This is a genomic window from Flavobacterium sp. MMS24-S5 (genome assembly GCF_050320125.1).
GTDB lineage: Bacteria > Bacteroidota > Bacteroidia > Flavobacteriales > Flavobacteriaceae > Flavobacterium > Flavobacterium tyrosinilyticum.
The window spans coordinates 5,309,528-5,323,820 of record NZ_CP190016.1; the positions used below are offsets into that span (position 1 = coordinate 5,309,528).

The 14,293-nt window shown below is 32.8% G+C and carries 11 protein-coding genes, 1 tRNA gene and 1 pseudogene; 5 read left to right on the forward strand and 8 right to left on the reverse strand.

Going from position 1 to position 14,293, the window contains the following annotated elements; genetic code table 11:
- Nucleotides 1–79: 79 nt before the first annotated feature.
- Both ACPWTF_RS24480 and ACPWTF_RS24485 read left to right on the forward strand, forming a co-directional pair.
- Nucleotides 80–673 carry a Crp/Fnr family transcriptional regulator gene (locus tag ACPWTF_RS24480; protein WP_427873696.1) on the forward strand — a complete coding sequence of 198 codons (594 nt, stop codon included), beginning with the start codon at nt 80–82 and terminating at the stop codon, nt 671–673.
- A 92-nt stretch (nt 674–765) separates the two neighbouring features.
- A complete protein-coding gene (locus tag ACPWTF_RS24485) occupies nt 766–1,512 on the forward strand; it encodes an HXXEE domain-containing protein (protein WP_427873697.1) in 747 nt (248 codons plus the stop codon).
- Between the two features lie 489 nt (nt 1,513–2,001).
- Here the strand turns inward: ACPWTF_RS24485 and ACPWTF_RS24490 are convergent, their stop codons facing one another.
- The 4 genes from ACPWTF_RS24490 to ACPWTF_RS24505 form a co-directional block, all read right to left on the reverse strand.
- Entirely contained in the window at nt 2,002–2,592 is a 591-nt protein-coding gene (locus ACPWTF_RS24490; RefSeq protein WP_427873698.1) for an NAD(P)H-dependent oxidoreductase, read from the reverse strand.
- 27 nt (nt 2,593–2,619) lie between these two features.
- Complete coding sequence (locus ACPWTF_RS24495; protein ID WP_427873699.1) at nt 2,620–3,750, reverse strand: aldo/keto reductase; 1,131 nt, start codon at nt 3,748–3,750, stop codon at nt 2,620–2,622.
- A 103-nt stretch (nt 3,751–3,853) separates the two neighbouring features.
- Complete coding sequence (locus tag ACPWTF_RS24500) at nt 3,854–4,735, reverse strand: helix-turn-helix domain-containing protein (RefSeq protein ID WP_427873700.1); 882 nt, start codon at nt 4,733–4,735, stop codon at nt 3,854–3,856.
- 343 nt (nt 4,736–5,078) lie between these two features.
- Nucleotides 5,079–5,152: transfer RNA gene (locus ACPWTF_RS24505), tRNA-Arg, on the reverse strand.
- A 113-nt stretch (nt 5,153–5,265) separates the two neighbouring features.
- On the opposite strand from ACPWTF_RS24505, the gene ACPWTF_RS24510 reads away from it, so the two are divergent.
- The gene (locus ACPWTF_RS24510; RefSeq protein WP_427873701.1) at nt 5,266–5,778 is read left to right on the forward strand and encodes an adenine phosphoribosyltransferase; all 513 of its coding nucleotides are present in this window, start codon (nt 5,266–5,268) and stop codon (nt 5,776–5,778) included.
- Nucleotides 5,779–6,010: 232 nt separating this feature from the next.
- Here the strand turns inward: ACPWTF_RS24510 and pheT are convergent, their stop codons facing one another.
- The gene (pheT, locus tag ACPWTF_RS24515) at nt 6,011–8,431 is read right to left on the reverse strand and encodes a phenylalanine--tRNA ligase subunit beta (protein ID WP_427873702.1); all 2,421 of its coding nucleotides are present in this window, start codon (nt 8,429–8,431) and stop codon (nt 6,011–6,013) included.
- 274 nt (nt 8,432–8,705) lie between these two features.
- Between pheT and ACPWTF_RS24520 the strand changes: the two are divergent.
- A pseudogene (locus tag ACPWTF_RS24520) lies at nt 8,706–10,209 on the forward strand (aldehyde dehydrogenase family protein).
- Nucleotides 10,210–10,443: 234 nt separating this feature from the next.
- Nucleotides 10,444–10,818 (forward strand): DUF779 domain-containing protein, encoded by a 375-nt coding sequence (locus tag ACPWTF_RS24525; RefSeq protein ID WP_427873703.1) that lies wholly within the window; start codon nt 10,444–10,446, stop codon nt 10,816–10,818.
- A gap of 76 nt (nt 10,819–10,894) precedes the next feature.
- Here ACPWTF_RS24525 and ACPWTF_RS24530 read toward each other — a convergent pair whose 3' ends face one another.
- The 3 genes from ACPWTF_RS24530 to ACPWTF_RS24540 all read right to left on the reverse strand — a co-directional run bounded on the left by ACPWTF_RS24530 (nt 10,895) and on the right by ACPWTF_RS24540 (nt 14,286).
- Nucleotides 10,895–11,818: an AraC family transcriptional regulator gene (locus tag ACPWTF_RS24530; protein WP_427873704.1), complete on the reverse strand. Its 924-nt coding sequence runs from the start codon at nt 11,816–11,818 to the stop codon at nt 10,895–10,897.
- 72 nt (nt 11,819–11,890) lie between these two features.
- Nucleotides 11,891–12,754, reverse strand: a complete 864-nt coding sequence (locus tag ACPWTF_RS24535; protein ID WP_095929237.1) for a bestrophin family protein — start codon at nt 12,752–12,754, stop codon at nt 11,891–11,893.
- 221 nt (nt 12,755–12,975) lie between these two features.
- A complete protein-coding gene (locus ACPWTF_RS24540) occupies nt 12,976–14,286 on the reverse strand; it encodes a TolC family protein (RefSeq protein WP_427875787.1) in 1,311 nt (436 codons plus the stop codon).
- Nucleotides 14,287–14,293 lie beyond the last annotated feature (7 nt).

Genomic DNA, 14,293 nt, shown 5'->3' on the forward strand with positions numbered 1-14,293 from the left:
TAGGTGTTGTTTATTATTAATTATCTGTAATTTTAAAAGATTAAATTAAATAGCCAACTTTGTAATAAATAGAAAAAATATGCTGCCGTCAAATATTTTACAAAAATTCAATGAATACTACAAAAATGACATTACACAGGATTTTTTAAATGAAATTGAAGCAACAGCAATGTACGTTGAAGTTCCTAAGGGTGAAATTTTATTTACAGCGGGTAACACAAAACAAATTTTCCTAATTATAAGTGGTAGTTTAGTACAATTCGTAGTTACGCCTGACGGAGGAGAAAAAGCAATTATGTTTCATACGGAGAGCTTTTTGCCTTTTACAGGAAATTCTTTTATTGGAATTGATCATTCCTCTGTTAATCATTATGCAAAAGTTAATGAAGACATCAAAGCAGTTGTTATTCCTTATGATTTTGTTTCAAATGCAATTTTAAAATATCCATTTTACGCCAAACAGGTGTATCAAAACACGTTGCTTTATATCCAAAGTCTTATACAATTTCAAAATCACCTCATAGGCTTAACCAGCTTAGAATTTTTAAAGTGGCTTTTAGAGCATTATGGTTTTCTTTTCCAGCGATTTCAATCGAAAGATATTGCCAGTTTTATGGGTATTACACCTACTTGGCTTAGCAGTCTAAAACACAAAACGTGTAGAACAACTTAAATCAGAAGTATAATGCTAGTGAAATCAAATTAATTTGATTTGAAGTATTTTTTTTATAACGAATTTGCATCATAATTTAAAATTAAATAAATATGGAAGATTTCGTAATAAAATTTGACTTTGCTTGGTCATGGATAGGTTTAGGAATGGCAATTGTATTTTTTGTCCTATTGTTTTTTACAGATTTGCTACGAAGCGATTTGAACAAACCTCGTTGGCAAGATGCAGGTTGGTATGCTTGGGTTGCGGCGCCAATGTATATGATTCATCAATTTGAAGAATATGCGCTTTATTATGATGTGCATTCTCTTCATCATCCTTTTGCGGATATGATTTGTCAAAAAGTAGGGTATGGAGCTTATCCAAATTGTCCGATTCCTTTACAGCATTATTGGCTTGTGAATATTATCTTATGGCTGATGGCAATGCTTGGAGCTTGGAAATTCTACAAAACAAACCCAATGGTTGCATTAGCTCCATACGGCCTCATTTTAGCTAACGGACTCCTTCATATTGGAGGTTGGCTATCATCGGGAAATCCTTTATATTATTATGTTAGCGGCGGTACAATTACCAGTATGTTTTTATTTATTCCTGTAACTATATTGATGATTCGTGCTTGCTTAAAATGGAAAGTAATGAGTGGATGGGCAATGGCAGCAACTTTGACTGCAGGCTTAATTGGTCACATTATTTTATTTGGAGCATATGCATCACTTGATGCAGGAGGAGTTATTGCACTTTATATATTTGATTTTTTAGCAATGACATCACCTCTTTTATTAACTTGGTTAGCAAGTAAATGGCTTTTAAAACCAAAAAAAAGTAAATTATTATAGATTAAATGGTTTTTAACACCCCTTTAAAAGCGAGAAAATTCTTGAATCCTCCTATTGGTGCGAGCTTCTAGCTCTCAAACGTTTATGTTGAAAGTGATAGTGAATAAATATACTAAACAGTTATGAAAAAGACATAAAAAAAATCCCATTTCGTTAGAAATGGGATTTTTTTGTGACGGTTACTTCACAATTTACAAATCATTTTATGAACGATTTAAAGAAATTGGCTTACTTTCAAGTGAATTTATAGGATAATTATTTGGATTTTTTTATTAGGAAGCGGTTTGTCTGTATTGTAAAGGTTAAATGTTAAGATCCATTATGCACTAATATTTTTCGATCTGAAGGTTGTTTTTTCCAAGTAAAATTTTATTGAGCTACTATTTCTTTTTGGAGTTAATCGAATAATATTTTAAAATTAGAAAAATATTTTTAGAAATTTGACATCAAAAATTGTTGGAATAATTAATGATTTTAATTTGTAATTAATTAAAAAAGTTTTTCTAAATGTTTAGGGTAATTTTCTAAATCTTGAGCAATATCTCCATCTTTAAAAATATCAAAACAGTTATAGCCTTTTAAAATTTCTACGCCACAAAAACGATAATTGCTTGTAATATTTAAAAATAAATCTTCGGTTCCTTTTCCTTGCATTAAAGACTGTAGAGGATTGTCAAAGCTTTCTGCGGGTGCATTAAAAGTAGCGCAAATCATGAACTTTTTCCCCTGCATTTTTCCACCTGTTCCGTATTGTTTGGTTAAATCTTCTCTCGTTCTTCCGTCGCCTGAAAGAAATTTTTGGCTGTTAAGTCCACTGTTAAAAACTTCATCTACATATTTTTTATAAATCCATGGCGCACCAAACCAATTGACTGGAGTTTGCAAAATGATAATATCAGCTTGGAGATGTTTTTCTACTTCATTATCTACATCATAGCCATTTTCTATTTGGGTTTCTAATACTTCTAATCCTTTTGCCGTAAAAAAATCTTTAGCTTTTTGAAGAAAAGAATTATTTAATGTTCCCTCTGACCAACCTTGATAAGTTAAATGTGTATTGATTAATAATACTTTTTTCATATTTATTATAATTTCTTGATTTTGTATTTAAATAGTATAGTCAATTGAACTCATATGTGCTTCTCCCATACGGTTACCGTAAACAGGGAATTTTGTAAAACAAGTTTCTATACTTTGAATGTCTTCCTTTGTTAAATGAATTTTTGATGCGCCAAGGTTTTCCAATAAATGTTCCTGAGTACGAGTGCCAGGGATTGGAACGATATTCGGGCTTTTAGCCAGTAACCACGCTAGGGCGATTTGAGCTGGTGTTGCATTCTTTGTTACGGCATAATCTTTTAGCCAGTCTATCATTGGCATGTTCAATGGTAAAAATTCTTTTGAAAAACGAGGAAAGCCGGCGCGGAAATCTGATTCTTTATCGAATTTAGTAGTTGTATCGTATTTGCCAGTCAAAAAACCAGCACCTACAGGAGACCATGGCACGAACCCGATGCCTAGCTCTTCACAGGTTTTAAGGACTCCATTTAACTCGACGTTACGTGTCCATAATGAATATTCTGACTGAACAGCGGAGACTTTTTGAACAGCATGTGCGCGCTGAATTGTTTTTGCACTTGCTTCGGAAAGTCCAAAATGCAAAACTTTACCTTGTTGAATAAGTTCTTTAATTGTACCGGCAACTTCTTCTATTGGTACATTAGGATCAACTCGATGTTGATAATATAAATCAATATGATCGGTTCGAAGACGTGTAAGTGATTCTTCAACAACTTTCTTGATTCTTTCTGGTCTGCTGTTTAATCCAACAGTACCATCAATTGCGAATCCGAATTTTGTGGCAATCTTAACTTCTTTACGAAAAGGCTCAAGCGCTTCGCCAACCAGTTTTTCATCTGTATAAGGACCATATACTTCTGCTGTGTCAAAAAATCGTACTCCATTTTCAAATGCGGTGCGTATAGTTTTAATAGATTGTTGATGATTTGCAGGAGGATTGTAATTACCGACCATATTCATGCATCCAAGACCAATTTCTGAAACTTCCAGAGTTCCAAGTTTTCTAGTTTTCATATTGTTTGCCTTATTATTGTTGATTTGTTTTGAATATGAAGAAGTGTTTGATGCAGACAATAAATTTGGTGCAAATAGTAAACCTGCACTAGCAATTGCTGTTTGTTGAATAAATTTTCTTCTTGAATTTTCTTCGCCTTTCATATCTTAAATTTTAATGATACAAATTTAGATTTCGTACTAAGAATCAAAGGAAACAGATCACTAGTAAAAAGGAAACAAATTACCGATAACAAAAAACGCCATCTTAAGATGGCGTTTTTTTATTGATTTGAACAAGTTGTAAACGGTATTCTTTCGGTGTGAGATTAACCTGCTTTTTGAAGAATTTTGAAAAATAATTGGGATATTCAAAGCCTAATTCATAAGCTACTTCTGCAGTTTTCATTTTAGGATTTTCTTCTAAAAGATCTTTTGCTTTTTTTATAACAAATTCATGAATAGTTTCAAGTGTAGATTTTTGAGTAAAATGTTTTACAATATCGCCCAAATAATTAGCGGTTAGGCCTAATTTATCGGCAAAATATTGAACATTTGGAATTTGAGAAACAGGTTGATTGTAATAATCAATCAAACTTTGCTGAAAATCGGATATGATGTGATTATATTGTTTCGGATCGGTTGAAAACTGTCTTTTGTAAAATTCTTCCACTAATGAAACTAAAACATTCACGTAAGAAAGTAAAATGGCAAAATGCTTTTTATCGCTTTGGTAATATTTTATCATCAATTTGAAAACTGCATTAATTTCTTCTATTTCTTCGTCTGTTAATTGCAAGGCCTCGTGTTGTCCATAATCTAAATAAGTCTTAAATAAAAAGCGGTTTTCTTCAATTATTTTTTTGGAAAGCTGTAAATACATTCCAGTATAAGTTGGTTCAACGTCCCAGCCTGTTGTCAAAACTAACTCGGGACTATTGAAAAAGACAGCATTAATTGGTTTCTCTTCAGGTGTGATTTTACTCTTAAAATTTATTTTGATCGAAATTCTGTAAAAATCAACCATTACAGCTTCTGATTTCAAAAGCATGTTTGGTGGATCATAATAACCAACGTCTATGTCGTTGTCCAATGGCTTATCTAATCCAATGTAATTATTGTAAGATTGAAAATCCTTAAAAAGTTTCATCTGTAGCTTGTTTTTTTGATTCTGAGGGAACTTCATATCAATTGAAAATGTTCGCAAAGAAAAATTCTATTCATACTAGTAAAGCATTTTTTGAGCTTTTTCAGCTGTATTTTTTCTCTATACCTTTCTTTTTCAATTTTTATAATCTTAAATTATTGTTAATATAAATTTAGAAACTTTTTTTACATCAATGTTTACAGGACTTTATGGAAGGTTTGTATCCTGTAGAGTTAACATCACAGAATTAACAAATCTTTCTTTTTTGGATGGAAAAGATTGTTAAATAGTGTTGAATAGGCATAAAAAAAACGCTAATACCAAGGTATTAACGTTTTTTTAAGAGTGACCTCGACTGGATTCAAACCAGTAACCTTCTGAGCCGTAATCAGATGCGCTATTCAGTTGCGCCACGAGGCCTTTTGTTATCAATTAGCTATTTTTTTGTAGCTTTGTTGATTGCTTATTGCGGGTGCAAAGATAGACATAAATGTGAGATATACAAGAGAAAAATAACAGAAAAATAAAAAAAAATGCAGATTAAAAATTATATACGTGATATTCAGGGATTTCCAAAAGAAGGAATTTTGTTTAAAGATATAACACCTTTGCTAATTAATCCAGAAGCGCGTACAAATTGCCTTAAAATTTTGCTCGATTCTTTAAATGGACAAAAAATTGACAAGGTCGTTGGTGCTGAATCTCGTGGTTTTTTCTTCGGAATGTTATTGGCGCAAGAGTTAAATGCCGGATTCGTTCCCGTAAGAAAACCAAAAAAACTTCCGTTTGATACCATTTCTGCTTCTTACGAATTGGAGTATGGAACTGATAGTCTCGAAATGCATACCGATGCTATTAAAAAAGGAGATCGAGTTTTAATTCACGACGATGTGTTAGCGACTGGTGGAACCGCAAAAGCAGTTTGTGAATTGGTAGAGAAATTAGGTGGGGAAATTGTACAATGCAATTTCTTAATGGAGTTGACTTTTCTTAACGGAAGAGAAAAAATAAAAGAGTATCCCGTTTTTGCTGCGCTAACATATTAATAGAAACGAAAAAAAAATCTCGAGCAGTAAAGGTTTAAGTCTAATTTTACCTTTTATTGCGTATTTAAGGCTAGAAAACAGTAAAACCATGTTCAGCTTTAAAAAGAAGATAAAATCCAAACAAAGCACCCTGTTTGGCTTAACATAATTTTAAACGTGCTGAAACTTGAAACAAAATAAAAAACCCGACAAAATCATTGTCGGGTTTTTTATTTTGAAAGTAAGAAAGAAATTATCTTAAACTTGCACCAAGTTCAGTTTCGAAAGTCTGCTGTAATTTAGACATGATTTTGTCGATTTGAGCGTCGGTTAATGTTTTAGTATTGTCTTGAATAGTAAAACTCAAAGCGTATGATTTTTTTCCTTCTGGTAATTTATTTCCTTGATAAACATCAAATAGATTGATATCTTTTAAAAGCACTTTTTCTGTTTGTTTTGCCAAGTTAAAAATGCTTTCATAAGTCGTTTTTTCATCGATTAATAAAGCCAAATCTCTACGAACTTCTGGATATTTAGGAATTTCAGTATACTTAATTTTTCCTGTAATGATTTTTAAAACCAAATCCCAGTTAAAATCTGCGTAATAAACGTCTTGCTTAATACCAAAATGTTTCAAAATAGGCTTTTTAATAACGCCCATTTCAACCAAAATATCGTTGTTGTAAGTAATTGCTGTTCCTTCAGAATAAATATCAGATTGAACTGGTGCATTCGAAATCTTTTCAATTCCTAAACGAGATAGAATTGCTTTTACATATCCTTTCAACAAGAAGAAATCTGTTGTTTTTTGCGGATTTGTCCAGCTTTCTTTGTTTCTGTTTCCAGAGATCAATAAAGAAAGGTGTTTATGTTCTTCGTAACCGTTTAAATACTTATGGTATGTTTTTCCGAATTCAAATAATTTTAAATCTGAATTTTTTCTATTGATGTTGTATGAAACTGCTTCTAATCCAGAAAATAATAAAGATTGGCGAAGTGTAGCCAAATCACTACTCAACGGATTCAGCATCGATACATTGTGTTCTTCTTTTAATGAAGCTGATAATTTCGCGTAAGCTGCAGTCGTTAATGAATTAGCCATCATTTCATGGAAACCTTGCGAATTCAACTGAGAAGCAATTACGTTTTGTACTTTGTAATCTTCTGTTCTTGGCGAATTTGCTACTGTAGCATTAAATTTCTTAGAGAAGTTAATGTTATTATAGCCGTAAACTCTCAAAATTTCTTCGATTACATCAATTTCGCGCTGAACGTCTACACGATATGCCGGAATGGTTAAACCTAAACCAGTATCTGAAACGCTGTTTACTTTAATATCTAATGAAACTAATATTTTTTTGATCGTATCTTTTGGAATTTCTTGTCCAATAATTTTAGAAACATGACTGAAATTCAACAAAACAGAAAAATCTTCTACTTTTTTAGGATAAACTTCTACAACATCAGAAGTAATTTTTCCGCCAGCAACTTCCTGAATTAGAAGCGCCGCACGTTTTAAAGCGTATTCTGTAATCGTTGGATCAATTCCTCTTTCAAATCTAAAAGAAGCATCTGTGCTTAATTGATGTCTTTTTGCTGTTTTACGAATGCTTACAGGATCAAAATAAGCACTTTCTAAGAATATAGAAGTAGTTCCTTCAGAAACTCCAGATTTTTTTCCTCCAAAAACCCCAGCAATACAAAGCGGACCTTTTTCGTCGCAAATCATTAAATCTTCTTTATGAAGTGTTCTTTCAACATCATCAAGAGTAACAAATTTAGTTCCTTCAGCAACGGTCTTTACAATAATTTTTCCATTGATTTTGGCAGCGTCAAAAGCGTGTAAAGGTTGTCCTAATTCATGTAGAACATAATTAGTAACGTCAACAATATTATTTTTTGGAGTTAGACCAATAGCTTTTAAACGGTCTTGTAACCAGCTTGGAGATTCGTGTACAGAAATTCCAGAAATAGTTACACCGCAATATCTTGGAGCTAAATGATTGTCCTCAACATTCACGTCAATTTTAAGCGTACGCATGTCAACTCTAAAATTGCTTACAGAAGGCGTAATCAATTCTACATTTACACCACGTTGTAGCATTCCTGCTCTTAAATCACGAGCAGTTCCATAATGGCTCATTGCATCGGCACGGTTTGGTGTTAATCCGATTTCGAAAACTTCATCATTTGCAATTTGAAAAACTTCAGAAGCAGGAGTTCCTGGAACCAAATCTTCGACCAAAACCATAATTCCGTCATGGCTATTTCCTAAACCTAATTCATCTTCAGCACAGATCATTCCGTGGCTTTCCTGTCCGCGAATTTTTCCTTTTTTAATGGTAAATTCTGCACCATCTTTATCGTATAAAACGGTTCCAATTGTTGCAACAGGCACTTTTTGTCCTGCAGCCACATTTGCAGCGCCGCAAACAATTTGTACAGGAGCTTCTAAACCAACATCAACTGTAGTAACTTTCAATCTATCAGCATCAGGATGTTTTTCGCAAGTTAGAACGTGTCCAACAACAACGCCTGCCAAACCTCCTTTAATTGATTCGTATTTTTCAACAACTTCAACTTCTAAACCTAAATCTGTTAGTAATTCAGAAGTCTGCTCAGATGTCCAATCAGTTTTAATAAATTGTTTTAACCAGTTGTAAGATATTTTCATTGTAGTTCTTTAATTCTTTGTATGAGGTTACAAATATAAGGATTGCGCGTTGGAGTAAGAAAAAATTGAGTAGTTTTTTCTATTTGTTTTTAAATGACCGAAAAATGTTGTTTACTAATTATTTAGCAATTTATAGATTAAAATTTTGCTAAATGATTATTATAAAAGTCTAAAAAAAACGAATGTGTAATTTTTGTGCTACAAGATGAATGAAAAGTGCTATTCTGTTTCTTTTTATGAAACTAAATTTGGAGTAAATCAAAAAAAGAAAATTATGAGTACCGCAGTAAAAAGACCTGAATTTAAGGCAAAATACGATAACTATATTGGTGGAAAATTTGTAGCCCCAATTAAAGGAGAATACTTTGATGTTGTTTCTCCAATTGATGGAAAAGTATTTACAAAAGCAGCACATTCTGGGAAAGAAGATCTAGAATTGGCTGTAGATACCGCTTATGAAGCATTTAAAACTTGGGGAAAAACTTCGGTAACCGAAAGGAGTATTTTACTAAATAAGATTGCACAAAAAATTGAAGACAATTTAGAATATATTGCAGCAGTTGAAACGGTAGACAACGGAAAACCAATTCGTGAAACACTTGCTGCAGATATTCCATTGGCCATTGACCACTTTAGATATTTTGCAGGCGTAATTCGTGCAGAAGAAAGTTCGATAGCAGAATTGGATTCGCAAACTGTTTCTATTGCATTAAGCGAACCTCTTGGTGTTGTGGCGCAGATTATTCCGTGGAATTTCCCGATTTTAATGGCAGTTTGGAAAATTGCTCCAGCTCTCGCAGCAGGAAACACAATTGTTCTAAAACCAGCAGAAAGCACGCCAATTTCGATTATGATTTTAATGGAATTAATTGGAGATATTCTTCCTCCAGGAGTTTTAAACATAGTAAACGGTTTTGGTGCCGAATTAGGCCGTCCGTTAGTAACCAATAAAAAAGTGTCAAAAGCGGCATTTACGGGTTCTACTACAACAGGACGTTTGGTAATGCAGTACGCTACAGAAAACATTATTCCGGTTACTTTAGAATTGGGTGGAAAATCTCCAAATATTTTCTTCCCGTCAGTAGCAGATCATGATGATGATTTCTTTGACAAAGCGGTTGAAGGTGCTGTATTATTTGCTTTAAATCAAGGTGAAATCTGTACTTGTCCTTCTAGGCTATTAGTTCACGAAGATATTTACGACAAGTTTATCAAAAAAGTAATCGAAAGAACTGAAGCCATTATAGCTGGAAATCCGTTGGATAAATCGACTATGATTGGGGCTCAGACTTCGATTGTGCAGAAAGAAAAAATCATGTCTTACATTAAATTAGGAAGAGAAGAAGGAGCAGAGGTTTTAACGGGAGGAGATGAAAATAAACTAGGAGGCGAATTAGAAGGCGGTTATTACATTAAACCAACTTTATTTAAAGGTCACAATAAAATGAGAATCTTTCAAGAAGAGATTTTGGCCAGTTCTGGCGGTCACGACTTTTAAAACTACAGAAGAAGCGATTGAAATTGCAAATGATACGATGTACGGTTTAGGTGCAGGAGTTTGGACACGTGATGCGCACGAAATTTATCAGGTTCCAAGAGCAATTCAGTCTGGTCGTGTTTGGATAAATCAATACCATTCTTATCCTGCTGGCGCTCCGTTTGGAGGTTACAAACAATCTGGAATTGGTCGTGAAAACCATAAAATGATGTTGAGCCAATACCGTCAAACCAAAAACATGCTGATTTCTTATGACAAAAAGAAATTAGGATTTTTCTAAAGACTAGCTATCAAAATCCTGGAGTATTCTTAGGAAAAAGTTAGCGGAATGTATGGGGCGTTAAATGAAAATTTAATGACATTAAGCAAGCTCACTCCAGGCAATTTTGATTTGAAAATATTCAATATAATCGAATTACTGTTTGATTGAAAGTAAAACATAAATAGGTGGTTATGTCAAAGCAGTAAATTTCTTCATAGAGTTTACTGCTTTTTAAATTTTAATGATAAAAAGATGATTAAACGAATTGATGCCACAGAAAAAGCAGTTGAACTGATAAATATTCTAAAAGAAAAACACGGTGATTTGATGTTTTACCAAGCAGGTGGTTGTTGTGAAGGCACACAGCCCCAATGTTTTGAAAAAGGAGGCTATTATCAGCGAACTGGAGATGTATGTATTGGTACAGTTGAAGATACTGAATTTTGGGTAGACAAAGATTTATTTGAATATTGGAAACACGCACATTTTACCTTAACCGTAATTGATGCCTTTGGAGTAGGAGGTTTTTCGCTAGAAACTCCATTAAAAAAGACTTTTCAAATAGAATATCGAATTTTTACTCCCGAAGAAGAGAAGGATTTGGAACCGGTTTTTAGAATTGAATAGTTTTTTTGTTTCAAGTTTCAAGTTTCAAGTTTCAAGTTGAAAAACTTAGAATCTCAGTATCTCAGAATCTTAGCATCTAATTGATATATAGTAACTGATACTGTTTTGGTGTAATTCCTTCATATTTTTTGAATAATCTAATGAAGTAATTCGCATCTTCAAACCCTGCCAAATAACAAACTTCGTTAATTTGAAGCGTTGGGTTTCTTAATAGGTTTTTAGCGCATTTTATTTTTTCATTTAAAATATATTCAATCGGACTCATTCCAAGTTCGCGTTTAAAGAAACGATAGAAAGAAGTGGTGCTCATACAAGCTTTTTCGCTCAGCGATTTCAAATTGATATTCTCTTTTAAATTTTGCTTAATATACTCAGTAACTTCTTTAATCGGATTGTTATCTTCAAAAGGTTTTCCTTCGTCAAGAGATTTTACGGTCTGAGTTTGAATAATCCTAATTAGTAATTCTTTTAAAGTCAAATCGGCAAAAATGTCTTTGGTAATCGAAGTACTCATACATTCTTTGATGAGTTTGTTTATGGTAGCAGCCATTTCGATATTATTGTAAAAGAAATAATTCTGGTAATTGAGTTGCCAGTACATATTACTGCCTTCTTTTGGGTATTGCTCATTTAAGAAATTTAAAATCTCGGCAATTTTATCCTGATCGATGGCCAATGCTAAACATTGCGTCGGATTGTGTTTTGAAGCTTCAGGAAAATCAATTTTCATTTCTACATTAGAAGGAACAATCACCGTTTCGCCTGGAAGATATACAAATTCAGGGTCATCAAAAAGATGCATGATTTTTTTACCGCGAAGCATGCTGGTCACCACCAAATCATTAAACTTCAATGGAACTTTTTGAGTCGATTCGTAGGTTTCAAATAGATTCAATTCACAATGATTCAAATTGTAAATAGTTCTATTTTCTACAAGAGTTTTTAATGATTTTTCTTGCGATAATTGGAGCGGATTGACTAAAAATCGTTGGTTGTTCATTAAAATTTATTTTTTGGTGAAGACTTTAAATTTAATGAAAATAAGAATATAAACTGCAGATTTAACGTTTAATTATATCAATTCTTCCACATGTTTTCTGATGTTTTCCGATATTTTTTTTGTTGGAAGGTCGTTCTCATCATTTCCAAACGGATCTTCAATTTCTTCAGCAATAAGTTCTAAACTTGCCAAAACATAAAAAATAAAAACAACAACAGGAGCAACTAGATAACCTAAACTAACAGAATATCCAAAAGGAAGCGTCATAGTATAAAAGAAGATGAATTTCTTTATAAAAGCACTGTAAGAGTAGGGAATAGGAGTGTTTTTAATACGTTCGCACGCTCCGCAAATGTCTGTAAAAGCAACTAACTCTTCATTTAAGGTAATGAGTTGTTCTCCCGATATTTTTTTAGCATCATACAAATCATTGATTTTATGATACATGATTCTCTTTAATTGATTTGGCTTGTGTTTATGCTGGTCAATTTCCAGTTCAACATCTTCAAACAGCATTTTGCCTGTATCTTCATCTTTTAAATGATGATGAAGTATATCTGCGTACATCGGAATGTATTTTCTAAAAAACTTTCTATCATTTTCATCTTTTAAAATTGCGGATAGTTTTATAGCAAGATTACGGCTGTTATTTACAAGTCCGCCCCAAAGTTTTCGGCCTTCCCACCATCTGTCATAAGCGGTATTGGTTCTAAAAACAAGCAAAAGCGAGATGACAAATCCAAGCATTCCATGCATGATTGGAATGTTGTGGATATAATCGTTTTTGGTTACTTTAAAATAATGAAGTTCAAGATAACAGACAGCTGAGGCATAAATTCCAATTGCAATCATAATCGTGAACAGTTTTCGAACTGTATCTGACTTATGAAAATGAAAAATAAAAGTGAACCAATCTTTGGTATTGTATGTAATCATTGAAACTTGTTTTGTAACAAATTTAAAGTAAAAAAATATTCTGTTGGAAGTAAATTATAAAAATATTCAGCATCAAAAACAAACAGAATGTTTTCTTAAAAGCGTTATGTAACTTTTGCTAAATTTAAAAAAAATCTGCCCAATCTGCTGAATCTGCGAGAGAAAAATAGCTCGCAGATTCAGCAGATTGGGCAGATAATATTTGATTTTTTAAAAGTGAATTAAAAATTAATATTTCCTGCTAATTCTTTTAAAGCAATTTCAGATAATTTTGCTTCGTATTGCGCGTTGCTGTAACGCACTTTTGCATTAACGTAATTGAGTTGGGCAGTTCTAAAATCTAGCGTTGTAATAGTTCCGATTTTAAATTTGTCCAAAGTGATTTCTAAATTCTGTCTTGCGATAGCTTCATTATCTTCTTCTAAATCAATTAATTCTAAATTGGTTAAATAAGTTTGAAAAGCAGTGCTTAACTGTGTGTTTAAAGTTATGTTTTGCTGTTCTATAGCAAGCTGTGAATTTTCGATCTGTAATTTGGCAACTTTTTCATTACGATGCTGATTGAAACCGTCGAATATATTCATAGAAGCATTAAAACCATAGTTTAAACCTTTAGAAGATGTTTCACTAGTAAATCCTAGACTCGACTGGCTTTCAGAAAAATTGTATCCCGTAGTTAACCTCAAAGTAGGGTAGCGGTCTGCTTTTACTTGTTTAAGTTGTAATTCGGCTATGCGTTTGTTTATAATTTCAGCTTCTAAACCTGGATTTTGCTTTTGAGCCAATTCCATTAAATCAGCCAAAACTAATTTATTATCAACTGTAACTTTATCAGTTACTTTAAAGTCAATTTTAGGATCGCGTGCTAAATGCTGATTCAGCAAAATTTTACCATTAGCATATGCTTCTTTTTGTCTCAATAAAGCAACCTGATCTGAGTTTAAATCCACCTGTGCATTTAATACTTCCAGTTTTGAAGCTTTTCCTATGCTAAAGCGGTTTTTAGCTAAAGTCAAACGTTGGTTCGAAATTACGATTGTAGTGTCTAATGCCGACAATTGCTGTTGCATTTGAACTAAATCATAATAAGCTGAATTTACCTGAGCAATTTTGACTAAAATAGTTCTTTTAAGTTCTGCGTCGCCAAGTTTCTGAAGTTCTTTCAACTGGTCTAGTTTGGCAAACATTTTCATTCCGTCAAAAACGGTCCAGCCTAAGCTCACGCCATAATTTAAACTATTGTTTTTAGCATTGTTCAATGTAGTTGATGTACCATCTTGACGTACTTGTGTTGAATTCGTAAGATTATTATTGTCTGTAATATTTGCTGTTGCAGTCGGCAACATTCCTGCATTACCAATTGTTACATTTGTTTCGGTTATTTTGGAATTATTTTTGGCAATTTTAATTTCAAAATTATTCTCCAAAGCTATAGACATAGCCTGCTCAATAGTAAGAACTTCCTGTGCCTTTGTCTGAATTGCACAAAAAAGCAGGATAAGTACTGTACAATATATTTTTTTGATATTCATATTCGTT

Bases quoted from the DNA above. Each gene is read 5' to 3' on its own strand.
- ACPWTF_RS24480 (WP_427873696.1), top strand. From the start codon at position 80: ATGCTGCCGTCAAATATTTTACAAAAATTCAATGAATACTACAAAAAT.
- ACPWTF_RS24485 (WP_427873697.1), top strand. From the start codon at position 766: ATGGAAGATTTCGTAATAAAATTTGACTTTGCTTGGTCATGGATAGGT.
- ACPWTF_RS24490 (WP_427873698.1), bottom strand. From the start codon at position 2,592: ATGAAAAAAGTATTATTAATCAATACACATTTAACTTATCAAGGTTGG.
- ACPWTF_RS24495 (WP_427873699.1), bottom strand. From the start codon at position 3,750: ATGAAAGGCGAAGAAAATTCAAGAAGAAAATTTATTCAACAAACAGCA.
- ACPWTF_RS24500 (WP_427873700.1), bottom strand. From the start codon at position 4,735: ATGAAACTTTTTAAGGATTTTCAATCTTACAATAATTACATTGGATTA.
- ACPWTF_RS24510 (WP_427873701.1), top strand. From the start codon at position 5,266: ATGCAGATTAAAAATTATATACGTGATATTCAGGGATTTCCAAAAGAA.
- pheT (WP_427873702.1), bottom strand. From the start codon at position 8,431: ATGAAAATATCTTACAACTGGTTAAAACAATTTATTAAAACTGATTGG.
- ACPWTF_RS24525 (WP_427873703.1), top strand. From the start codon at position 10,444: ATGATTAAACGAATTGATGCCACAGAAAAAGCAGTTGAACTGATAAAT.
- ACPWTF_RS24530 (WP_427873704.1), bottom strand. From the start codon at position 11,818: ATGAACAACCAACGATTTTTAGTCAATCCGCTCCAATTATCGCAAGAA.
- ACPWTF_RS24535 (WP_095929237.1), bottom strand. From the start codon at position 12,754: ATGATTACATACAATACCAAAGATTGGTTCACTTTTATTTTTCATTTT.
- ACPWTF_RS24540 (WP_427875787.1), bottom strand. From the start codon at position 14,286: ATGAATATCAAAAAAATATATTGTACAGTACTTATCCTGCTTTTTTGT.